22 protein-coding genes are annotated in these 21,174 nt (G+C 50.7%); 18 read left to right on the top strand and 4 right to left on the bottom strand.

The window, feature by feature from the left end; translation table 11 throughout:
- Positions 1 to 3: 3 nt before the first annotated feature.
- Positions 4 to 786 carry an N-acetylmuramoyl-L-alanine amidase family protein gene (locus H9Q13_RS14610; protein ID WP_191184541.1) on the bottom strand — a complete coding sequence of 261 codons (783 nt, stop codon included), beginning with the start codon at positions 784 to 786 and terminating at the stop codon, positions 4 to 6.
- Positions 787 to 871: 85 nt separating this feature from the next.
- On the opposite strand from H9Q13_RS14610, the gene H9Q13_RS14605 reads away from it, so the two are divergent.
- The 9 genes from H9Q13_RS14605 to H9Q13_RS14565 all read left to right on the top strand — a co-directional run bounded on the left by H9Q13_RS14605 (position 872) and on the right by H9Q13_RS14565 (position 9,528).
- Entirely contained in the window at positions 872 to 3,556 is a 2,685-nt protein-coding gene (locus H9Q13_RS14605; RefSeq protein WP_191184540.1) for a putative LPS assembly protein LptD, read from the top strand.
- Positions 3,557 to 3,640: 84 nt separating this feature from the next.
- Positions 3,641 to 4,459: a 3-methyl-2-oxobutanoate hydroxymethyltransferase gene (gene panB / locus H9Q13_RS14600; protein WP_191184539.1), complete on the top strand. Its 819-nt coding sequence runs from the start codon at positions 3,641 to 3,643 to the stop codon at positions 4,457 to 4,459.
- Between the two features lie 19 nt (positions 4,460 to 4,478).
- On the top strand, positions 4,479 to 5,168 hold the full coding sequence (locus tag H9Q13_RS14595; RefSeq protein WP_191184538.1) for an RluA family pseudouridine synthase: 690 nt from the start codon (positions 4,479 to 4,481) through the stop codon (positions 5,166 to 5,168).
- A 295-nt stretch (positions 5,169 to 5,463) separates the two neighbouring features.
- A complete protein-coding gene (locus H9Q13_RS14590; protein ID WP_191184537.1) occupies positions 5,464 to 6,225 on the top strand; it encodes an acyl-CoA desaturase in 762 nt (253 codons plus the stop codon).
- Positions 6,226 to 6,456: 231 nt separating this feature from the next.
- Positions 6,457 to 7,005 (top strand): 30S ribosomal protein S16, encoded by a 549-nt coding sequence (locus H9Q13_RS14585; protein WP_191184536.1) that lies wholly within the window; start codon positions 6,457 to 6,459, stop codon positions 7,003 to 7,005.
- 12 nt (positions 7,006 to 7,017) lie between these two features.
- The gene (rimM, locus tag H9Q13_RS14580; RefSeq protein WP_191184535.1) at positions 7,018 to 7,581 is read left to right on the top strand and encodes a ribosome maturation factor RimM; all 564 of its coding nucleotides are present in this window, start codon (positions 7,018 to 7,020) and stop codon (positions 7,579 to 7,581) included.
- Between the two features lie 12 nt (positions 7,582 to 7,593).
- Complete coding sequence (gene trmD, locus H9Q13_RS14575; protein ID WP_191184534.1) at positions 7,594 to 8,271, top strand: tRNA (guanosine(37)-N1)-methyltransferase TrmD; 678 nt, start codon at positions 7,594 to 7,596, stop codon at positions 8,269 to 8,271.
- A gap of 165 nt (positions 8,272 to 8,436) precedes the next feature.
- Complete coding sequence (gene rplS / locus H9Q13_RS14570; RefSeq protein ID WP_101443924.1) at positions 8,437 to 8,790, top strand: 50S ribosomal protein L19; 354 nt, start codon at positions 8,437 to 8,439, stop codon at positions 8,788 to 8,790.
- 150 nt (positions 8,791 to 8,940) lie between these two features.
- Positions 8,941 to 9,528, top strand: a complete 588-nt coding sequence (locus H9Q13_RS14565) for an inorganic diphosphatase (RefSeq protein WP_191184533.1) — start codon at positions 8,941 to 8,943, stop codon at positions 9,526 to 9,528.
- A 70-nt stretch (positions 9,529 to 9,598) separates the two neighbouring features.
- Here the strand turns inward: H9Q13_RS14565 and H9Q13_RS14560 are convergent, their stop codons facing one another.
- Positions 9,599 to 10,306, bottom strand: a complete 708-nt coding sequence (locus H9Q13_RS14560; RefSeq protein WP_224744311.1) for a DNA repair ATPase — start codon at positions 10,304 to 10,306, stop codon at positions 9,599 to 9,601.
- 221 nt (positions 10,307 to 10,527) lie between these two features.
- Here H9Q13_RS14560 and H9Q13_RS14555 point away from each other — a divergent pair, with 221 nt between their 5' ends.
- The 3 genes from H9Q13_RS14555 to H9Q13_RS14545 all read left to right on the top strand — a co-directional run bounded on the left by H9Q13_RS14555 (position 10,528) and on the right by H9Q13_RS14545 (position 12,627).
- Positions 10,528 to 10,935 carry a 6-pyruvoyl trahydropterin synthase family protein gene (locus H9Q13_RS14555; protein ID WP_191184532.1) on the top strand — a complete coding sequence of 136 codons (408 nt, stop codon included), beginning with the start codon at positions 10,528 to 10,530 and terminating at the stop codon, positions 10,933 to 10,935.
- Positions 10,928 to 11,593 carry a GTP cyclohydrolase I FolE gene (folE, locus tag H9Q13_RS14550; RefSeq protein WP_191184638.1) on the top strand — a complete coding sequence of 222 codons (666 nt, stop codon included), beginning with the start codon at positions 10,928 to 10,930 and terminating at the stop codon, positions 11,591 to 11,593. Before H9Q13_RS14555 ends, folE begins: the two co-directional genes overlap by 8 nt.
- A gap of 122 nt (positions 11,594 to 11,715) precedes the next feature.
- Complete coding sequence (locus H9Q13_RS14545; protein ID WP_191184531.1) at positions 11,716 to 12,627, top strand: TIGR01777 family oxidoreductase; 912 nt, start codon at positions 11,716 to 11,718, stop codon at positions 12,625 to 12,627.
- Positions 12,628 to 12,726: 99 nt separating this feature from the next.
- Here the strand turns inward: H9Q13_RS14545 and H9Q13_RS14540 are convergent, their stop codons facing one another.
- Entirely contained in the window at positions 12,727 to 15,060 is a 2,334-nt protein-coding gene (locus H9Q13_RS14540) for a penicillin-binding protein 1A (protein WP_224744310.1), read from the bottom strand.
- A gap of 180 nt (positions 15,061 to 15,240) precedes the next feature.
- Here H9Q13_RS14540 and H9Q13_RS14535 point away from each other — a divergent pair, with 180 nt between their 5' ends.
- The 6 genes from H9Q13_RS14535 (at position 15,241) to H9Q13_RS14510 (ending at position 19,214) form a co-directional block, all read left to right on the top strand.
- The gene (locus H9Q13_RS14535; RefSeq protein WP_191184530.1) at positions 15,241 to 15,756 is read left to right on the top strand and encodes a hypothetical protein; all 516 of its coding nucleotides are present in this window, start codon (positions 15,241 to 15,243) and stop codon (positions 15,754 to 15,756) included.
- A 50-nt stretch (positions 15,757 to 15,806) separates the two neighbouring features.
- Entirely contained in the window at positions 15,807 to 16,268 is a 462-nt protein-coding gene (locus H9Q13_RS14530) for a YciI family protein (RefSeq protein ID WP_224744309.1), read from the top strand.
- Between the two features lie 30 nt (positions 16,269 to 16,298).
- Positions 16,299 to 17,105 (top strand): class I SAM-dependent methyltransferase, encoded by an 807-nt coding sequence (locus H9Q13_RS14525; RefSeq protein ID WP_224744308.1) that lies wholly within the window; start codon positions 16,299 to 16,301, stop codon positions 17,103 to 17,105.
- Positions 17,106 to 17,295: 190 nt separating this feature from the next.
- Complete coding sequence (locus H9Q13_RS14520) at positions 17,296 to 18,201, top strand: UbiA family prenyltransferase (protein WP_224744307.1); 906 nt, start codon at positions 17,296 to 17,298, stop codon at positions 18,199 to 18,201.
- A gap of 68 nt (positions 18,202 to 18,269) precedes the next feature.
- Complete coding sequence (locus H9Q13_RS14515; protein WP_191184527.1) at positions 18,270 to 18,743, top strand: hypothetical protein; 474 nt, start codon at positions 18,270 to 18,272, stop codon at positions 18,741 to 18,743.
- 96 nt (positions 18,744 to 18,839) lie between these two features.
- Entirely contained in the window at positions 18,840 to 19,214 is a 375-nt protein-coding gene (locus tag H9Q13_RS14510; protein WP_191184526.1) for a four helix bundle protein, read from the top strand.
- Between the two features lie 112 nt (positions 19,215 to 19,326).
- Here H9Q13_RS14510 and rho read toward each other — a convergent pair whose 3' ends face one another.
- Positions 19,327 to 21,135, bottom strand: coding sequence for a transcription termination factor Rho (gene rho / locus H9Q13_RS14505; RefSeq protein ID WP_191184525.1), 1,809 nt, complete (start codon positions 21,133 to 21,135; stop codon positions 19,327 to 19,329).
- Between the last annotated feature and the right edge of the window lie 39 nt (positions 21,136 to 21,174).

Here is a 21,174-nt window from a genome sequence, read left to right as displayed (position 1 = left end):
GCATTAGTTCATGGCCTCAAGCTCTTGCTTGTATTCCTTGAAGGCACGATATATACCTGATGCCATATACGATTGGCCGGTTTTATCGTTAAGGAATTTTTCTTCATTTGGATTGGTCAGGAACCCAGCCTCGATCAGAACGCTTGGCATGTACGATTTCCACAGCACCAGGAAGCCGGCTTGCTTCACACCGCGGCTAGTACGGCCAACCCGGGTTTTAAACTCATTTTCCACTTTTTGGGCAAAACGTAAGCTGTTATCGATGTAGGCGCTCTGGTGCAGGGCAAACATGATATGGCTCTGTGGCGAGTTCGGGTCGAAGCCTCCGTATTTTTCCTTGTAGTCGTTTTCCTGCAAGATTACGGCATTCTCCCGCTTGGCCACAGACAGGTTGCCATTGGTGGTATGGAGCCCCATGGTATAGGTTTCGGTACCAAACGCTGACGGAGGGCCTGCATTGAGGTGAATGGAGATGAACAGGTCTGCGTTGTTTTTGTTGGCTACTCCCGCACGGTCAATCAGCTCTACAAACTTATCATCCGTTCGGGTATACACCACCTTCACATCCGGCAGGTTTTTTTCGATCAGGCTGCCCACCTGCATAGCCAGCTTGAGAGCCACATCAGCCTCATGCGAAACTTTTCCGTTACACCCTATATCCTTACCGCCGTGACCTGCGTCGATAACTACCGTACGCAGTTTATACGCCTTACGGAACTCAAGTTTGCTTGAGGAAAATAGCAGTAGAACAAGGGCCAGAATTGAAATAGTAACAATATTTCTCACAACGCTCGTTAGTTAAAAGCTAAAACAATAACTTTGTACAAAATAAATAAAACTTTAGGGAAGTCTGAAGAAGTTACGCTACATTTTGATTTTTTTGCTGCTGGCCCAGCTTGCCATGCTCTCTGCACAACCAGCGATGGGGCAAAGAGTGAGGCGACCATCTGCCACACCAAAAGATACCGTCAGTATCATCCCTCCTCAGGATACGCTCATATCAACCGTGCCAAAGGGAGACATCGAGACGACTATCAAATATTCTGCCAGAGACTCTATCCAGTTTGAGGTAGACCGCAAGGTCGTACATCTTTATGGTGATGCCAAAATTAATTATGGCACTATGGACCTGACGGCAGCCTACATCCAGATCAATTACGACCTCAATACCCTTACCGCCACCACACTGGCCGACTCCACAGGCAAGGAGGTTGGTACTCCGGTGTTTAAGGATGGCGAAGAAAGCTATGCTGCCAAACGGATAGCCTACAATTACAAAACCAAAAAAGGCCGTATCTCCGAAGTAGTAACGCAACAAGGCGAAGGGTATATACATTCAGAAGTGGTGAAAAAAAATGAGCAGAACGAGATTTTCGGTCTGCACAACAAGTACACCACCTGTAACCTGGAGCATCCGCACTTCTACATCAGCGCCGGCAAGATCAAGGCCATTCCCAACGATAAGATCATGTCCGGGCCGTTCAACCTCGTGATCGCAGATATTCCCACACCGCTGGGCTTCCTGTTTGGCCTCTTCCCGACACCGCGAAACAAACGCTCGTCGGGCGTCATCGTGCCGACTTTTGGTGAGTCCCGTGCCCGTGGCTTCTACCTGAGCAACGGGGGTTACTACCTCGCCCTTAACGACTATATCGGTACCCGCATTACCGGCGACATCTATTCACTGGGCGGCTACAAAATATCCGTAGACAACACTTACGTCAACCGCTACTCTTACCGGGGCAACCTCAACATCAGCTACGACTACTTCAAAAACGATGAGGCCGATGTCGCTGACCCGAGCAGGTCTACCACGAACCTGCAGGGCCTGCCCCCTTCGCAGCGCACGGCCTTCGTAACCTGGTCGCACAGCCCGGTGCAGAAGCCTGGCCGAGGCCGCCTGACGGCCAACGTTCGGGCGGGTAGCAGCCAGCACAACCGGGTAAACTTCGAAAGCCCGAACCAATACCTGGCCCCTACTTTCAACTCAACCATCACCTATCAGAAGAATATCCAGAACACGCCATTCAGCTATACCGCCACCCTGAGCCAGGGACAGAACAACGGCGGGCGATTGAGCGATGGCAGTCCGGTTCCCACCATCATGAACTTCGTGCTGCCGGACCTTAACTTTGCCATGACGCAAATGAGCATCTATGAGATCTTCTCGAAGAATGTGCCCACAGGCAAGTGGTATGAGAACTTCACGATCGGCTATAACGTGCGTGCCCGCAACGAGGTATCCAACTCGGTGGCGGCCCGTAGGCTCAGCAATATCCCAACACTGAACGAGTCGCGTGGCGATACCTTTGCCCTTAACCTAGACAACCTGGACCGCCTCTGGCGCAATGGCCGCAAAAGCGCCGACCACAACTTCCAGATAGGATTGGGTAACTACAAGGTGCTTCGCTTCTTTAACCTGACGCCTTCTGTTAATTACCGCGAGTCCTGGTTCGACAACAAGCTTACTTATACCTTTAACCCCGATTCGCAGGCTGTGCAGGTAGATACTGCTAAGTTCGGCAGGGTATATGAGTACAGTGCAGGCGCTTCTCTTAACACGACGGTGTATGGTACAGTACTGTTTCGCAAGGGCAAGAAAGTAGAGGCGATCCGCCACGTAATGCGCCCGAGCATAGGTTATCAGTATCGCCCTGACTTTGGCGATCAGGACCGCTTTGGCTTTTACCAGACCACTCAGACAGGTATAGATACCCTGACCAACCAACAGATCTTCCAGACGTTGCCACGCTTTAGCGGGAACGTGCCTGCGGCAGGTATGTCAAGCGGCCTGAGCATGCGAATTGACAACCAGGTACAGATGAAAGTGCGCTCCCGCTCCGACTCTGCTGCCACTGCCACCGAGAAGGTCAGCCTGATTGACAACCTCGGCGTGAGTACGTTCTACAACTTTGCGCTTGACTCGCTTCAACTCAGCCCGATCAATCTGAACATGAACACACGCCTGCTCAAGCTTTTTGACATAAACGTTAACTCAACCTTCGACCCGTACCAACTGAGCCCGGACGGGACGCGCCGCATAAACCGCTACATGCTGGAGGGCGATGGCTTTAAACTGGCCAGACTGACTAATGCCAACCTAAGTGTAAGGGCCAATTTCAACCCGGAGGCAAGGGCCAGCAACACGCCGCCACCGACCAACCTACCAGGTATGCTGAACCCGAACGATCAGTTCTTACCAGATTATGTAGACTTCAATATTCCATGGACGCTTAGTGTCGACTATACCATTTTCTATACCGGCGCCACCAGCCCACTTAACCCAAGCAGCCTGACGCAAAACATTGGGGTGCAGGGTACCGTGAACTTCACCGAAAAGTGGAAATTTGGCTATATGGCTGGCTACGACTTTTCGAACAAGAACATTTCCAACGCCAGCCTCGACATATACCGAGACCTGCACTGCTGGGAAATGAGCATTGGCTGGCGGCCGTTTGGCTTGATGCGAGGCTATAACGTGACTATCAATGCCCGCTCCGCCCTGCTGCGCGACCTGCGCCTCACCCGGAACCGATCGGGCATGAACTTCAGATAAAAGTTAAACAGCCGCCTCTTCAAATTGGGTGGCTGTTTTTGTTTTGATTTTTATAATTTTGAACCGAACCCTAAACAGCATACTATGTCTGTACACAAAAGCGACGTTAAAAAAATAACCACGCATCAACTACAGAATATGAAAGAGCGCGGAGAGAAAATCTCTATGCTCACGGCTTACGACTACTCTATGGCCACCATTCTGGATGCCGCCGGTGTGGATGTGCTGCTCGTAGGTGACTCGGCCTCCAACGTAATGGCCGGTCATGAAACGACACTGCCTATCACACTCGATCAGATGATCTACCATGCCTCTTCAGTTATCAGGGGTGTGAACCGTGCTTTTGTGGTAGTAGACCTGCCATTCGGCTCTTACCAGGGCAACTCTTCGGAGGCTTTGCGCTCCACTATCCGCATTATGAAGGAGTCGGGTGGGCATGGCGTGAAACTGGAGGGTGGCGCTGAGATAAAAGAATCGATCATACGCATCCTGAGCGCGGGTGTGCCGGTGATGGGGCACCTGGGCCTGACACCGCAGTCGATCTACAAATTCGGCACTTATACGGTTCGCGCCAAAGAGGACGCTGAAGCTCAGAAACTGATAGAAGACGCTTTATTGCTGCAGGAACTGGGCTGCTTTGCCATTGTGCTGGAGAAAATCCCTTCGGAGCTGGCGAAGCGTGTGGCAGAGAAATTGCAAATCCCGATCATAGGTATAGGCGCCGGTCCGCACGTAGACGGACAGGTACTGGTCGTGCACGATATGCTGGGCATCAACAAAGAGTTTAAGCCCCGCTTCCTGCGCCGCTACGCCGACCTGCACAGCATCATGACCGATGCCGTTAAAAACTACGTGCAGGATGTAAAGAGCAAAGACTTCCCGAACGAGAAAGAAGCGTATTAGAGTTTAAGAGTTAGAAAGTTTGGGAGTTAAGAAGTTAGACGTTCTTTTTGAGGATAACCATGTTTTGGTGGTCAACAAGCCGGCCGGTTTGCTGGTGCATGGCGACGAGACCGGCGACGTGTGCCTGGCTGATCTAGCGAAAGAGTACATCAAAGAGAAGTATAACAAGCCGGGCAATGTGTTTATTGGGGTAGTGCACCGGCTCGACCGCCCGGTGAGTGGTGTCGTCCTGCTGGCCAAAACATCCAAAGCCCTTACCCGCCTCAACGAACTTTTCCGAAGCAAAAAAACCATCAAGACCTACTGGGCCGTGGTGCTGAACAAACCCGCCGTAGAACAGCAGACATTGGTGCACTGGCTCATCAAAGACAGCAGCCGCAACGTAACCACTGCCTATACCCGCGAAAACAGCAAGGGCCTCCGCTCCGAACTCAGTTACCGCCTGATCGCCCAGCACAACAAAGACTATTTGCTGGAGGTGAACCCCGTTACAGGCCGTCCACACCAAATCAGGGTGCAACTAGCCTCTATGCATTGCCCCATAGCAGGCGATCTCAGGTATGGCGCCAACAAGCCGCTTCCTGACAAAAGCATCGCCCTGCATGCCCGCCGCCTGCAGTTTGAGCACCCAACCCTCAAAACCCTGGTAACAGTGAGCGCACCACTCCCATCCGCCCCCATTTGGGCAGCTTTCAAGGCGAACGAATAATTTTTCTACTGATTAATGAGTTGTGGTTGTTCAATCATAATGAATTAGCCAACATGCTGTGGGCATTAAGGTGTGGACTTCCTATACCTTTCAGCAATCCTATAAGCTTCTCTTTTGTCCACTATTGGGTCTTCATCCATTCATAAAAACTGATATTTATTATCTTTCTGAACTTTTATACCTGATTTTATTATTTCTATAGAATCGCGTCGTAATTTTGCAAGAGCAGGGCGACTATGTTGGGCTCCGCTATACCTGAATCAGATAACAATCACATCATCATACTAATTGCTTAATGGCTATACTCATTTTCTTTGTTCTGCACTGGTACCTGTCGCTGTTCGTGCAGACATTCTTCCTGCACCGCTATGCAGCCCACAAGATGTTCACCATGAACCCTTTCTGGGAAAAGGCCTTTTACCTCCTGACTTACACGGCGCAGGGTTCCTCATTCCTTTCGCCGCGTGCCTATGCGATTTTGCACCGCATGCACCACGCCTTCTCTGACACCGAGCGTGACCCGCATTCACCGCATTACTCCAACAACGCTTTCACGATGATGTGGAAGACCAAAACTATTTACAACGACGTGCTGAACCACCGCGTGGAGCCGGAGCGCCGCTTCGATGGCGACTACCCGCTGTGGCCGGCTTTGGAGAAGATCGGGGATTCCAAGATTTCACGCATTGGCTGGGGTGTGGCTTATGTGCTGTTCTACATCGCTTTTGCCACGCAATGGTGGATGTTCCTGTTGCTGCCGCTTCACTTCCTGATGGGTCCGGTGCACGGCGCGATCGTGAACTGGAGCGGACACAAGTACGGCTACCAGAACTTCGACAACAACGACAAGTCTCGCAACTCGCTTTTCTTCGACTTCCTGACAGGCGGCGAGCTGTTCCAGAACAACCACCACAAACTGCCTAACCGTGTGAACTTCGGTGTGAAGTGGTGGGAAGTGGACCCAACTTGGCCGGTAATCTGGACACTGGATAAGCTGAGCATCATCAAACTGAAGCCCGTGAAAGTGAAAGCGGCCCGCAGCAAAGTAGCCGCTTAAATACTTCAAGATTATAAAGGAAGGCCCTTCGGAAACGGAGGGCTTTTTTTTATGGTGCCGCATTTATTTGCAAAGGTATGTGTAGTGGCCACAAAGGTCGAGGGCTATACCTTGCTACCATACCTTCAAATCAAATTCCAAAAACCTTGCATTAATCGGCACAAAATCATTACCTTTGCGGTTCTAAAAACTGGCGGACGGGTTTCGCCGACTTTAAATTTTATATAAAAAATGGCTGTTAAAATCAGACTGGCCCGCAGAGGCCGCAAAAAAGCCGCTATCTACGATATCGTAGTAGCTGACGCTCGATCACCACGTGATGGTAAGTTTATCGAGAAACTGGGTACTTACAACCCAAACACTAACCCCGCTTCTATCGATTTCAGCGAGGAAAAGGCGTTCCAGTGGTTAATGAACGGTGCTCAGCCAACTGACACAGTGAAGGCGATGCTTTCTTACAGAGGTATTCTGTACAAGAAGCACCTGCAGATCGGTGTTGTAAAAGGCGCTATCTCTCAGGAAACTGCTGACGCTCGTTTCGAAGAGTGGAAGAAAGAGAAAGAAGCTAAGATCGAAAGCAAGCGTACTACCCTTGGCTCTGAGAAAGAGGCGAAGCGTAAGGCTGCATTTGATGCTGAAACGAAAGTAAAAGAGGCTCGTGCAGAGGCTATCCGTCAGCGTGAGGCTGATAAGGCTGCTGCCAACGCTCCTGCTGCTGAAGCTGAAGAAGCTCCTGAGGCACCTGCTGCTGAAGGCGAGTCTACTGAAGAACAAGCATAAATTACATCGGCCATGCACATTGATGACTGCTTCCTGTTAGGTCACATCGTCAAGACCCATGGCATCAAGGGCCAAGTCGTTGCGTTCTTTGACGTGGACTACCCCGAAGATTATGATGATCTGGAATCAGTCTTTCTTGAACAACAAGGAAGGCTGATTCCTTTTTTTATTGACAAGATGGAGCCCGTGCAGAAAGGCCGTTTTATTATCCAGTTTGAGGATATCAAAACGATCGAGCAAGCAGAGAAGCTCCGCAATGTCAGCCTATACCTGCCACTCGACGAGCTCCCGGAGTTGGAAGAGGGACAGTTCTATTTCCATGAGGTGATCGGCTATCAGGTGGTGGACCAGAACCATGGCCCGCTTGGTACTGTGAAGGACTTTTACGACATGCCGCAGCAACAGCTGATGGCCATGGAGTACAATAACCAGGAAATGTTGGTACCTGTGCTGGACGAGGTGTTTGTACGCGCCGACCACGAAGCAAAGGTACTGCACGTGAACCTGCCGGAAGGTCTGCTGGAGGTATACACCCAGCCCGGCACCCCTGACGACGCCGACGACCGCGACGAGTAGCCCCCTGTTATCATGCGATTTGACATTATCAGTTGCCAGCCCGACCTGCTGGACAGTCCTTTTAGCCATTCCATTGTTAAAAGAGCACAGCAAAAAGGCCTGGTAGAAATCCATATCCACGATCTTCGTAAGTACGCCATCAACAAGCATGGCCAGATAGACGACTACGCCTTTGGCGGTGGAGCAGGTATGGTCATGATGATCGAGCCGATTGACAAGCTTCTTTCGGAGCTCAAAGCCGAGCGGGAGTATGACGCGGTGATCTACATGACACCAGACGGGCAAACGCTGAATCAGAAAATAGTTAACCAGTTCTCGCTCCTCCGTAACGTAATCATTCTATGTGGCCACTACAAAGGCGTGGATGAGCGTGTGCGACAGCACTATGTGACGCACGAGATAAGCATAGGAGACTATGTACTTTCGGGTGGAGAATTGGGAGCGGCTGTGCTAGCCGATGCCATCATCCGAATCATACCGGGCGTGCTCAACGATGAATCTTCGGCCTTGACTGATTCTTTCCAGGACGGCTTATTGGCCCCGCCGGTTTATACCCGCCCGGCCGATTACAAAGGCATGCAGGTACCGGATATATTGCTGTCAGGAGATGGCCCTAAAATAGAACAATGGCGCTTTGAGCAAGCCGTGGAGCGCACCAAACAGCGCCGCCCGGATTTGCTGAACGAGTAACCCAATACAAGCACAAAACCAGCCGAAAATCGCTGCCACAGTCGATTTAAGGTATAAGTTTCAAAAACTTACATTTTTTTTCTGCAAAAATTCTTATGTAATAAATAATTACATATCTTTGCAGTCCGAATTTTGAAGAAGATATTTAGCTTTAACAACATAGCCATGAGCGAATTACTAAAATTTATCGAACAGGAATCTACAGACAAGCGCGCCTCTTTCCCTTCTTTCCAGGCTGGCGATACAATCAACATCCACGTTAAGATCCGTGAGGGTAACAAGGAGCGTATCCAGCAGTTCCAAGGTGTTGTAATTCAGCGCAAAAACGTAAACACAAATGGTGAGACATTCACTGTAAGAAAAGTGTCTAACCAGATCGGTCTGGAGCGTATTTTCCCGCTGCTTTCTCCATCTATCGAGAAAATTGAGCTTGTAAGAAAAGGCCGTGTTAGAAGAGCTAGACTGTACTACCTGAGAGGTCTGCAGGGCAAGGCTGCTAGAATCAAGGAAAGAAGATAAAAATACCTGTTTTCATAAGTTTTCCATAGTTTTAGTAAAAAGAGCCGTTCTAACCGAACGGCTCTTTTTTGTGCCCATACCTGCCTAAACTGCAAGCACTTTGGCAAGGCTTCTTATATTTGCAGGTATACCTACCTCCTGATTACCCAGATGACAACTTACTTACGCTATACCTTGCTGCTGTTGCAGTTTGTGCTGCTGGCCTCTTGCCAGACAGACTATGCCTCTCTGCCTACCTATAACCCAAATAAACAATTGCATGCCGTGATCGAAGTGCCGGCAGGAAGTGCTGTCAAAATGCATTACAACCAACAGACCAAGGCTTTTGAGGTGGATAAACTGGCGGGCCAGGACCGCATTATCGATTTCCTGCCATACCCGGCCAACTTCGGTTTTATACCTTCCACAGAGACAAACGCCCAGAAAAAACCGTTGGAGATCGTGGTGATAGCAGGAAGTGTGGAGGCAGGCACTATCATGGAGGTGATCCCGGTAGGCGTGCTGCAACTGGAGACAGATGGGGAACTGGACCATAAAATTGTGGCCGTACCGGCTCGCCCCAGCGAGCGCAGCATCAACGCCTCGGACTACAATAGCTTTAGCCGTGACTACCCGGCAGCGAAAGCCATCCTGCAACAGTGGTTCGTCTACCATAACCCAACTGCCAAGAGCCGCTTTATAGGTTGGCGCAATGAGCAATTTGCCGAGCAGGAAATCCTGCGTTGGATGAAACTCTAGTAAGTAATCCCTAAAACAAAAGAAAGCCACTCTGCAGAGCGGCTTTCTTTTGTTTTAGGGTATAGTATCGCTATTTGATCTCTTTCAGCCTGTCCCGCACTTCCTCCACGGCACGTTCCATGGCTTGCACCTGTTGGCGGCTGGCTTCCTGCTGCTTCACGTTTAGTTCTACGTTTTGCTCCAGTTGCTTGAGTTCTTCGGCATTTCGCACCAGTTCTGCTTCTAGTTCCAATTTGCGTTTTTGGTTTTTCTGGATGCTGAGCTGCAAGTCGTTGGCCTGCTTCACGACACGGTCCTGCTCCTGCTTTGTAGCGCGCAGTACATCTTCCGCCTGGTTTATCTGCAGCAGCACATCCTCCCGGTATAGCTTGCGGGCAAAGTCTTCCATAAAACGCCCAGCGGCGGCATATTCAGCTGGTGTTGCGCTCTTGTCTATGTACGTCACCCCCATGTCCAGCGACCACCACACGAAACTGCCGGCACCATGGCTACCTACCGTGGAGGAAATCCGCATGGGCGATTTGCTGATACTGTGAATTTCAGCGCCTTCCACGGTGTAAACCCCTTTAGAGTGCTTGGCTTTGCCGGCCTCCTTGGAAAGGTGGTCTTTCCAGTGTTTTTCCACAAATTTGGGATCCAACTGCACGGTAAGCTGCTGCCCTCTGCGCTTCACGCCGCTGATGGTCTGCTCACTTTCATCTACCTGCATCACCTGTGCACTGGCCATCCCTGACGAGAGCATCAAGCCAATCGCCACTATTAAACCTTTTACTCGCATACCTATACTTGGAAATATTGTTTTGACAGGAACAATCGTATACCTACGAAAATAGGCAATCCATATAATATTTCAGATATATGGGGGATAATAATTTACAGCCCAAATGGTTTGGCATTGGGTACAGCGACGCGTAACTTTACGTGTTTATAGCCATACCAGTCCCAAAATGATTTTAAACGCACCCGAACAATAGCATTTACCTGCCTGTTGGAGACACGATGAGAGTAACAATCTGTAGAAAAGAGCATTTCAATGCCGCCCACCGCTTGCACAACCCAGCCTGGAGCGACGAACAGAATGCAGCAGTTTTTGGGCTGTGCAACAACCCCAACTACCACGGTCACAATTACCAGCTCACAGTGAAGCTAACCGGCCATGTGGATGAGGAGACCGGGTACGTGTACGACATGAAAAAACTCAGCACACTGGTGCAGGAAGAGGTGATCAAACGGTTCGACCACAAAAACCTCAACCTGGACACAGAGGAGTTTAAGCAACTTAACCCCACGGCCGAAAATATCGCCATCGTGATTTGGGAGCGGCTTCGGGCGAAGATCAACGGGAACTATGATTTGGCTGTAACGCTTTATGAAACTGAAAGAAACTTTGTTAAATATAATGGATAACCAGGACCTGGGACGCGACGCAGAAGAGATGGATGACCACATGATGAGTTCATTGGAAACGCCCTTGCGCCCTGACGCTTTTAAGCTTTCTGACGCCGAAAAGATCGTGATCATCGAAAGGCACTTCCGTGAGATCATGCTGACCATGGGCCTTGACCTGACAGACGACAGCCTGAAGGGCACGCCCATGCGCGTTGCCAAAATGTATGTGCAGGAAATCTTCAGTGGACTCCACCCCGAAAACAAGCCGGTTATCCGACGCTTCGAGAACAAGTACAAGTATAACCAGATGTTGGTGGAGCGCGATATTACGGTATACTCCTCTTGCGAGCACCACTTTGTGCCGATTATCGGGAAGGCGCACGTAGCTTATATGCCCAACGAGCATGTGATCGGCCTTTCTAAGCTCAACCGCATTGTGCACTACTATGCCCGCCGCCCGCAGGTACAGGAGCGCATGACCATGCAGATTGCCAATGAACTGAAGGAAGCCTTGAGAACAGAGAATGTGGCTGTGCTGATTGAGGCTGACCACCTGTGCGTGATGAGCCGCGGCGTGAACGACGTAAGCAGCAGTACCATCACTGCTGAGTACTCTGGCCTGTTTGAGCAGGAGCAGTACCGCAACGAGTTCCTGAGCCATATCCGCCAGAAGTAGCGCCTACTGTTTACTAGGCCTGCGCAGACCTTTATGAGTTTTTATCCCGGATTCATAACAGAATCCTACCACTTGCTCGTATAGGTATATTTCTATATAATTCTTTTTACCCAAATACATTTATGCCAGGTAAAATACTCATCACGGGAGGTTCAGGTCTTATTGGTTCGCGGCTGTCCGAAATGCTCATTGACCAGGGCTACGAAGTGGCGCACTTGTCCAGAAGCCCGGATAAGTTCTCCCATTACAAATCATTCCGATGGGATGTGAAAGAGCCTTACCTGGATGAAAACGCCATCACCTACGCGGATTACATTATCCACCTGGCAGGTGCCGGCTTGGCCGACGAGAAGTGGACAAATGCGCGCAAAAAGGAAATACTGCGCAGCCGTGTAGACAGTACGCAGCTCCTGCTGGACAGTCTACGAAAATGCGACCATCACGTCAAAGGCTTTATTTCGGCGTCGGGCGTTGGCATTTACGGCGATGCGGGAGACCAGTTGATGTCGGAGGAGAGCACCTATGGCGAAGATTTTCTGGCAGAGGTATGCAAAGCCTGGGAAGCGTCTGTATGGCAGATCAAAGACTTGGGTATACGGACTGTTATCATGCGCACCGGTATTGTTTTAAGCGACAAAGGCGGTGCGCTGCCTCAAATGGCCAGACCAGTTAAGCTTATGGCGGGTGCTCCCTTGGGTAGCGGTCGCCAATACATGTCCTGGATACACATAGATGATTTGTGCCGTCTTTACATCCGGGCCATTGAAGACACACATTTTGAAGGCGTATACAATGCCGTGGCCCCTCACCCAGTCACCAATAAGGAGTTTACCAAAGAGCTGGCCGAATCGATGCACAGGCCACTGGTATTGCCGAAGGTGCCTTCCTTCGCTCTTAATCTGATGCTCGGCGAAATGAGCGAGGTCGTCCTGACAGGCCAGCGGGTAAGCGCCAACAAGGTCATGCATACTGGTTTCACTTATGAATATAACTACCTGGAGGAGGCACTTGAGTCTTTTTATAAGCAGGACTAGAATTGGCAAATCACCTTCTTCTCACCAAGAAAACAAGGTAAACGAAAAGGGGCGGCTCAATACGAGCTGCCCCTTTTCGTTTCATTATGCTTCCTATACCTAAAATGTATCTATCAGATTCAGGATGTCAAGCTCCAGATCCAGCATGGTGGAGTCAGGTTGCGGCCTTGGCAAAACGGTGGTACAGTTATACTTCTTGGTAATCTCAACGGTTGGTCCCGGGAAGCGCCCCATGGTATAGCCCAACTCTTTGTCTTTGTAAAGACGCTCCATAAAAAGGCCATAAACCGGCAGAGCTGTCTTGGAACCCTCGCCTAGCTGGGAAGTGCGGAAGTGAATGCTGCGATCCTCACCGCCTACCCAAACGCCTGAAACCAGGTCCTTGGTGACGCCCATAAACCAGCCATCGGAGTGGTTAGAGGTCGTACCGGTCTTTCCGCCTATCTCGTTGCCTTTCCAGAGGTCGTATTCCCAGAGCGCCTGTGACGTACCGCCCGGCTCCTCCATGCCTCCCTTCAACATGTGCATCATCAGGAAAGCGGTTTCTTCCTTTAGCACTTTCTTCTGCTCCGGCATAAACTGGTGGATCAGGTTGCCGTTGCGGTCTTCGATGCGGGTAATGAACATGGGATTGGTGTGGAAACCCTGATTGGGGAAGGTGCTGTACGCACCCACCATCTCATATACCGACACATCGCTTGGCCCCAGCCCAATGGAGGGCACCTTGTCTAGCGGGCTGCTGATGCCGAGTTTGTGCGCATAGTCTACTACGGTTTCCCAGCCTACCAGCTCTGTCAATTGTGCCGTCACGGAGTTAACGGATTTGCCCATAGCCCTGCGCAGTGTCATCGGGGCACCGGTATATTCCCAGTCGGCATTGGTCGGCGACCAGCTCTTCTTCTCCCCGTTCTCTACATAATTGATGGTGATGCGTTTGTCCACTATTTTGTCGCAAGGCGAGTAACCGTTGTCGATGGCGGCAACATACACGAAAGGCTTGAAAGTGGAACCCGGCTGGCGTCGTGCCTGCTTGACGTGATCGTATTTGAAGTACTTGTAGTTGATACCGCCTACCCAGGCCTTTATCTCACCTGTAAAGGGGTCCATGGTCATCATGCCACCGTGCAGGAATCGCTTGTAATAGCGCAGGGAATCGAGCGGCGACAATGTCATTTTCTTCTCCCGTTCGGGATTCTCCCAGGTAAAGACCATCATTTCGCGCGGGGTGTTCAGCTCTTTGTTGATGGCTGCCACATTATCGCCATGCTTTTTCTTGAGGCGACGGTAATAATCCGTGCGCTTGATTGTCTCTTCGATAAAGCCCGGAATCTCACGGTTCTTTTCGTCCACCCACGGGTTCTGGTCCTTCCAGTGGTTATCGAAGCGGCGCTGCAAGTTGCGCATTTGCTGCTCCATGGCGGCTTCGGCATGTGCCTGTATGCGGGAATCAATGGTGGTGTATACCTTAAGGCCGTCGCGGTATAGGTCGTAACCGTTCTGCTTGCACCATTCTTTCATAAAGTCGGCCACAGCGCCCCGGAAGTAAGTTGCCGGCCCGTCGTAGTGGTTCTCTACTTTGTAATCCAGCGCAAGCGGCAACTGGCTCAGCGAGTCGGCCTGGGCTTGTGTGAGGTAGTTATACTTGGCCATCTGACCCAGCACCGTGTTACGGCGGCGGGTCGAGTTTTCCGGATTGAAACGGGGGCTATAATAAGTCGGGGCTTTCAGCAAGCCGATCAGCACAGCCGCCTGCTCCGCCTTCAGGCTGTCGGGCGAGGTATTGAAAAAGGTTTTGGAAGCTACCTGTATACCAAACGAGTTACTGCCAAAATCCACTGTGTTGAGGTACATGGCCAGGATTTCCTCCTTGGTGTAGCGTTGCTCCAGCTTGATGGCCGTGAGCCACTCCTTTGTTTTGGAGATGATAATATTGAGCCCCGGGATATGCCCCATCACCCCTTTGGAGTCGTCGGTGCGTGTTTTGTAGAGGTTCTTGGCCAGCTGTTGCGTGATGGTGCTGCCGCCTCGGTTCTCACCACGCAGGTTGTCGTAAACGGCCCCGAATATGGCAGCAGGGTCTATACCGGAGTGCTCGTAGAAACGGATATCTTCTGTGGCAACGAGCGCCTTGATAAGCGTGGGCGACATCTGCTTATAGCTTACCGGGCTACGGTTCTCGCGGAAGTATTTGCCGATCAGCTGTCCGTCGGCGGTGTATAGCTCGGAAGCCTGGTCGCTGCGTGGGTTCTCCAGGCGGTCGAGGCTTGGAGAAGACCCGAAGAGGTAGAAGAAATTATACTCCACGCTCACCAGGTATACAATGACCACCGACATACCCAACAGAAACGTCTTCCAGGCAAATGTGATCATACGGCCGTATAACGACCTCTTGCTCTTGATCGGTTCTTTAATTTGTTCTTGCTCTTGCAGCATGTTAATGTATCCTGGGCAAAGTACCCGTAATTTCCGTACGCTTCTATCTAAACTACTGCAAATATACCTTTTGTGTACAAATACTCTCTGAGAAACGCTCAAAACTTAGCCAACGGTGCCCAGAAGACGTATAAATTTCCCCTTCCTGCCTATCTTTGCCCCGGATTACCTGACACGCCCATGCAACAGCAATTACAAGCAGCTTTCGGAAAGATCGAAGGCCTGCCGCTCACCAAGACCACCCGCAACGAACTGGTGCAATACTTCCACTTCGGAAAAACCAGCTATACCACCCCGCAGGGCCTCATACTGGATGTAGGTGCCTATACCTTAGCTGTGAATTGCCCCTGGACACTTCACCTGGCTAAAGGCGAAACGATCAAGCACAGCGAGGTGTTCATGCGCAAACGAGAGCCCGGCCTGCCCTCTCCCAAGTTCGACTGGAAAGTTCCCGGCGCCAACCTGCGCGATCAGCGTCTGCAGGGTGTGGTTATCAGCAGTCAGGCACTGGCGATTGAGCGTGTGGAGATAAAGGACGCCTATGGTATAGAGCTCACCTTTGTGAACGGCGACTGCCTGGTGCTTGCTCCTGACCTAAGTAAACCACAGGAGGCATACTGGCAACTGTTCAGCAACACCGGCGATAATTTTAGCATCGGTGCGGGTGCGGCTGGTATTATGGAGAATAAAGCCTAGTTTGCTCCTGATATACTTCTGAACAAATAATGCGTCTGCACCCAACAGAAATGAAAAAACTGCTACAAACCACAGGTATAGCCCTGGCCTTTGGCCTATGCTTTTCCCTAAGCACACAAGCCCAGTCCAGCGCAAAAGCGGCTACCAGTAAAAAACCGGCTGCCAAAGCCCTGGCTGCACCCCAGCAACAGGGCGAGATGGACATGAGCCAGATGAAGACGTATTACATGGCGCTGCTTAAAAAAGGACCTTACCAGCCAACTGACACCGCAGAGATAAACAGCATACAGCGTGGCCACATGGCGCACATCCAAAAGATGGCCGCCGATGGCAAACTCGTGATGGCTGGCCCCTTTCTGGACAACGGTGACCTGCGTGGCGTTTTCATTTTTGATGTAGCTTCTCTGGAGGAAGCCAAAGCCCTGACCGAAGCAGACCCAGCCGTGAAAGCCGGAAAGCTGATTATGGAACTGCATCCCTGGATGAGCCAACGCGGCACTAAACTTCCGTAGCAACTTTTATGGGGGTAGGGCAGTATGCGGATGGTACATTCCCAGCTGCCTTTGAACATTCGCCTGCACCTTTTCGAACTGGAAGACCAGCCTTGGTTCCCGCACATTTTCCGGCAGGGCATGCTAGACTTCCTGCGATTCATGATCTCGAAGCTTAGGGTTTACCATGCTGCCATACCTTTGCTGGAGGAAATGCTGCGACGCAGCGGTCAGATGCATTTCACAGACCTTTGCTCGGGCGCAGGCGGTGGCATAGAGGGGATACGCCAGGACCTGAGCCAGCGCATGGGTGAACCTGTGCGAGTATCCCTTTCCGACCTGTATCCCAACATGGCTGCCTACAGGTTCCTGCAAAAGCAATCCGGTGGCCTGATCGGTTTTATTGCCTCACCTGTCGACGCCACCAAGGTACCGCCACAAATTACGGGCCTGCGAACCATGTTTTCCTCTTTTCACCATTTCAGGCCAAACCAGGCGGTGGCCATACTGCAGGATGCCGCCAATCAGCGTGTCCCCATTGGCATACTGGAGGGAGGCGGCAAAACCTGGGGCGAACTGCTCATCTTTCTGCTCACTTTCCCTTTCATCATTCTGGCTGTTACGCCTTTTATCCGGCCGTTCAAACTAAACCGGCTGTTTTTCACGTATCTTATACCTGTCATTCCATTGGGCATTATGTGGGATGGGTTTGTGTCGCTCTTCCGGTTGTACAACCCGCGCATGCTCGACCAACTGGTGGCAAAAGTGCAAACACCGCCCGGCTATACCTGGCGTAGCGGCATCGTTGGCAAGGGTTTGGGGAAGCGGGTTATTTATCTGGTGGGGTATCCTGATTGATGGTTTAATGGTTGCATGGTTAAATGGTTGAATTATTGGTTGGCTTAACTGATAAGTTGATGGCTTTGCGCTATCCCTTAGCCATGGCTATTCATCTGAAAAAAGAAGCTGCAATAACTATCCGAATAACTTATTACAAAAATCCTATCAACCAACAATTAAACAGTTTAACAATTAAGCAACTATAACCTTGAAACCTCTCGCCATACCTGTTTCCGGAAAATACAGCAGTGCACTCACCCTGATGCGGATTCCGTTTTCGGTATACCTGATGCCGGTGTACTGGTTTGCCCTGAGTGTGGCCGATGGCTATACCTTGTGGCGGGCGGTGGGGGTTTTCATTATCCTGCATCTGCTTGTGTATCCTGCCAGCAACGGTTACAACTCCTACCACGACCGCGACGAAGGCAGCATTGGCGGGCTCAAGCGGCCGCCTCAGGTTACGCAGGAGTTATTTCATTTAGTTGTGCTTTTCGATGTGGCCGCGGTGCTGGGCAGTCTTTTCCTATCGCCGCTATTTGCCCTGTTGGTTGCTGTATACCTGCTCGTATCAAAGGCCTACAGCTACAGAGGGGTCCGGCTCAAGAAATACCCGATCGTCAGTACCGTGGTGGTTACATTTTTTCAGGGGGCTTTCACTTTCCTGACGGTTCAGGTGGGGGCTGGTCTGGACTTGCAGCACGTGCTGCAGCCGCCTAACATTTGGTATGCTATGGTAAGCACGCTCTTTTTGTGCGGCTCCTACCCGCTCACCCAGATTTACCAGCACCAGGAAGACAGCCAGCGAGGCGACAAGACATTGAGTCTGCTGTTGGGCGTGCGGGGCACCTTCCTGTTTGCCGGGATAAGTTTAAGCCTTGGCGCGGCGCTTTTGCTTGGGCTATACCTTAACGCCGGTCAACTACTGAACGTGCTGATTTTCCTGCTTTGCACCGCTCCTATCTCTTTCTTTTTTACACGTTGGGTGCTAAAATCCTGGCGAAACCCCAAAGAGGTGAACTTTGAGAATACCATGCGCATGAACAAAATCTCATCGCTTTGTATCAGTCTGGCTTTCATGCTCATGCTTGTCTGGCGCACCTTTTATAACTCCTGATTCCTTCAGAGGCCCTTGAGCAAAACTACGTAGCCGGATTTCGTATAACACCAAAAACCGCCTGTGCCATGAAACTCCTCTACGCTGTAATTGCCGGACTCGCCGCTACGGCCGCCATGACTGCCTTCCTATACCTGCTCTCGCTGGTTACGCACCGTGTTATGAAAGTTATCAAGATTCTGGGCACTATGCTAACCAACCGGACCCATCCGGACTGTACATTATCTGATACAGTTAGCACCAAGGTATACGGCACAGTAGCCCACTACATTATCGGGATTATATTCGCACTTTTCTATCTCGCATTGTGGCACTCTGAGGTGGGTCTGATCAATGCTTCCTGGGGTTTCCTGTTTGGGCTGGCGCATGGGCTAATGGCGATGTTTCTGTGGTACCTTTTCTTTTTGGTACACCCACGCCCACCCATTATTTCACTCCGCACTTACTTGATAACACTCATTTTCGCTCACATTGTTTATGGCTTAGTGCTAACCTATACCGTGTACCTGCTCGCTCACCCGAATTATCCGTTTTGGAGTTAGGTTAAATTTTGGATGAGTGAATGAGTGAATGAGTGATTACATTATTGAACTATAAAGATTACTTTTTGATTTCACAGTAAATCAAATTTAAGTAATGTGGATAGAGAACGTTTACCCAAAGAACAGTTTGCCGAGCTTTTCAGGCAGCGTACCAAGCAGCTTGCATTGGATGTAATCAAGTTTAGCAAGCAATTGCCAAAAGTGGAAGAGGCAATTATTATGAAGCGACAACTGCTACGCTCCGCCACATCGGTTGCCGCCAACTACAGAGCGGCCTGCAGAGCCAGGTCATCCGCAGAGTTTTATGCTAAACTTTGTATCGTGATAGAGGAAGCCGATGAAAGTCTTTTCTGGCTTGAACTTCTGGAAGAATCTGGGACCACCGCTACAGGTACTGTTCAAGACTTGAAAAAGGAGTTCATAGAAGTCTTATCCATCATGGCCAAAGCACGAAAATCTATGAATAAATAAGAAACACTCAATCACTCATTCACTATTTCGCTCAATCAGTTCAAATAAAAAAAAAGCGCCCCCTTTGCTTTGCAGCAATGGGGCCGGTCTTTATATAGAGCCAGGTATAACCTTAGCTGTTCATCGAAATCAGGAACTCTTCGTTGCTCTTCGTTCCTACCATTCTGTCCTTCAGGAATTCCATGGCTTCCACAGAGTTCATGTCGGACATAAACTTGCGCAGAATCCAGATACGGTTCAATTCGTCTCTGTCCATGAGCAGGTCCTCGCGACGGGTACCAGAAGCTGGTACGTCGATAGCAGGGTAAATTCTGCGGTTGGCCAGTTTGCGGTCCAGTTGCAGTTCCATGTTACCGGTACCTTTAAATTCTTCGAAGATTACCTCGTCCATCTTAGAACCCGTGTCGATCAGGGCCGTGGCGATGATGGTCAGGGAACCACCGTTCTCCACGTTACGGGCAGCACCGAAGAAGCGCTTCGGCTTGTGCAGCGCGTTGGCGTCCACACCACCCGATAGAATCTTGCCAGAAGAAGGCACCACGGTGTTATAGGCACGGGCCAGACGTGTGATCGAGTCCAGCAGGATCACCACATCGTGTCCGCACTCCACCATACGCTTGGCTTTGTCCAACACAATGCTGGATACTTTCACATGGCGGTCGGCTGTCTCGTCAAACGTAGAGGCGATCACCTCCGCTCTCACGCTGCGGGCCATGTCGGTTACTTCTTCCGGACGTTCGTCGATCAGCAGGATCATCAAGTATACTTCCGGGTGATTTTCAGAGATCGCATTGGCGATTTCCTTCAACAACACAGTCTTACCTGTTTTTGGCTGCGCTACAATCATACCACGCTGGCCTTTACCGATTGGGGCAAACAGGTCTAGGATACGAGTTGAAAGCTGGCTTGGCTTGGTTGTTAACTTCAGGCGCTCTTCCGGGAAAAGCGGCGTGAGGTGCTGGAAAGGAATACGGTCACGGATTTCTTCTGTCGTGCGTCCGTTCACGGTTTCTACTTTCAAAAGGGCAAAATACTTCTCGCCTTCTTTCGGCGGACGAATCTGGCCTTTTACGGTGTCCCCTGTTTTCAGACCGAACAATTTGATCTGCGACGGCGACACATATATATCATCCGGAGAAGCTAAATAGTTGTAGTGCGTGGAACGGAGGAAGCCATAGCCGTCCTGCATCAGTTCCAACACCCCTTCATTTAGGATTATTCCGTCAAATTCTCTAAAGTTATTGCTGCTGGCAGCGGCTTGCGGCTGCTGTCCGCGACGCTGGAAATTGTCACCACCGCGGTTCTGCTCGCTGCGGCTGTCGCTTCTGTTGCCCACTTCTGCACGCTGCTCTCTTGGCTCAGGGCGGTTCTCGTTGCGCTCGCTGCGATCCGGGCGTTGCTGCTCCGCTCTTTCGGTGCGTTCTACCCTTTCTGTACGTTCTACGCGTTCCGGACGAGCCTCTGTGCGCTCAGTGCGCTGTTCATTTCGCTGCTCACGTGCACCGCCTTCACTGCGATTGTCGCGGCGGGGCTGCTGCGTACGTTCACGCTGCATGGTTTGCGGACCGTGGTCTTTCGCCGGAGTTGGTTGCTGCACCAGTGTTGGTGCTGTAGTTTCTTGGCGGGCTACGCTTTCTCGAGTTGGTTTCTTTTCAGCTGCAACTGGTGCAACTGCTGGTTCTTGCTCTTCTACAACAGTAATTGTGTTTTCAGTAGCTGCTGATTCGCCGGTGGCGGCTGGACGAGGAGAGGATTTTACTTTTTTCGGCAATTTGTCGGGAGGGGTAATGGCTTGCTGGTCAAGTATTTTGTAGACAAGATCCTGTTTGCTCAATTTCTTGAAATTCTTAACACCCAGGTCTTCTGCAATTTCCTTGAGTTCTGAAAGAAGCCGATCTTTCAATTCTTCAATATTGTACATAAATATGATATGGTAGTTTAATTAACCTGCCAGGCGCGC

Origin of the sequence: Pontibacter aquaedesilientis (assembly GCF_014773225.1) — a bacterium.
Taxonomy (GTDB): Bacteria; Bacteroidota; Bacteroidia; order Cytophagales; family Hymenobacteraceae; genus Pontibacter; species Pontibacter aquaedesilientis.
Note: the sequence above shows the minus strand (reverse complement) of the source record. Positions and strands in the feature narration are given on the sequence as shown.

What these genes read in the sequence shown, in the direction of transcription:
- panB (WP_191184539.1), top strand. Translation starts at nt 3,641, where the DNA reads ATGTCTGTACACAAAAGCGACGTTAAAAAAATAACCACGCATCAACTA.
- H9Q13_RS14590 (WP_191184537.1), top strand. Translation starts at nt 5,464, where the DNA reads ATGGCTATACTCATTTTCTTTGTTCTGCACTGGTACCTGTCGCTGTTC.
- H9Q13_RS14585 (WP_191184536.1), top strand. Translation starts at nt 6,457, where the DNA reads ATGGCTGTTAAAATCAGACTGGCCCGCAGAGGCCGCAAAAAAGCCGCT.
- rimM (WP_191184535.1), top strand. Translation starts at nt 7,018, where the DNA reads ATGCACATTGATGACTGCTTCCTGTTAGGTCACATCGTCAAGACCCAT.
- trmD (WP_191184534.1), top strand. Translation starts at nt 7,594, where the DNA reads ATGCGATTTGACATTATCAGTTGCCAGCCCGACCTGCTGGACAGTCCT.
- rplS (WP_101443924.1), top strand. Translation starts at nt 8,437, where the DNA reads ATGAGCGAATTACTAAAATTTATCGAACAGGAATCTACAGACAAGCGC.
- H9Q13_RS14565 (WP_191184533.1), top strand. Translation starts at nt 8,941, where the DNA reads ATGACAACTTACTTACGCTATACCTTGCTGCTGTTGCAGTTTGTGCTG.
- H9Q13_RS14560 (WP_224744311.1), bottom strand. Translation starts at nt 10,306, where the DNA reads ATGCGAGTAAAAGGTTTAATAGTGGCGATTGGCTTGATGCTCTCGTCA.
- H9Q13_RS14555 (WP_191184532.1), top strand. Translation starts at nt 10,528, where the DNA reads ATGAGAGTAACAATCTGTAGAAAAGAGCATTTCAATGCCGCCCACCGC.
- folE (WP_191184638.1), top strand. Translation starts at nt 10,928, where the DNA reads ATGGATAACCAGGACCTGGGACGCGACGCAGAAGAGATGGATGACCAC.
- H9Q13_RS14545 (WP_191184531.1), top strand. Translation starts at nt 11,716, where the DNA reads ATGCCAGGTAAAATACTCATCACGGGAGGTTCAGGTCTTATTGGTTCG.
- H9Q13_RS14540 (WP_224744310.1), bottom strand. Translation starts at nt 15,060, where the DNA reads ATGCTGCAAGAGCAAGAACAAATTAAAGAACCGATCAAGAGCAAGAGG.
- H9Q13_RS14535 (WP_191184530.1), top strand. Translation starts at nt 15,241, where the DNA reads ATGCAACAGCAATTACAAGCAGCTTTCGGAAAGATCGAAGGCCTGCCG.
- H9Q13_RS14530 (WP_224744309.1), top strand. Translation starts at nt 15,807, where the DNA reads ATGAAAAAACTGCTACAAACCACAGGTATAGCCCTGGCCTTTGGCCTA.
- H9Q13_RS14525 (WP_224744308.1), top strand. Translation starts at nt 16,299, where the DNA reads ATGGTACATTCCCAGCTGCCTTTGAACATTCGCCTGCACCTTTTCGAA.
- H9Q13_RS14515 (WP_191184527.1), top strand. Translation starts at nt 18,270, where the DNA reads ATGAAACTCCTCTACGCTGTAATTGCCGGACTCGCCGCTACGGCCGCC.
- rho (WP_191184525.1), bottom strand. Translation starts at nt 21,135, where the DNA reads ATGTACAATATTGAAGAATTGAAAGATCGGCTTCTTTCAGAACTCAAG.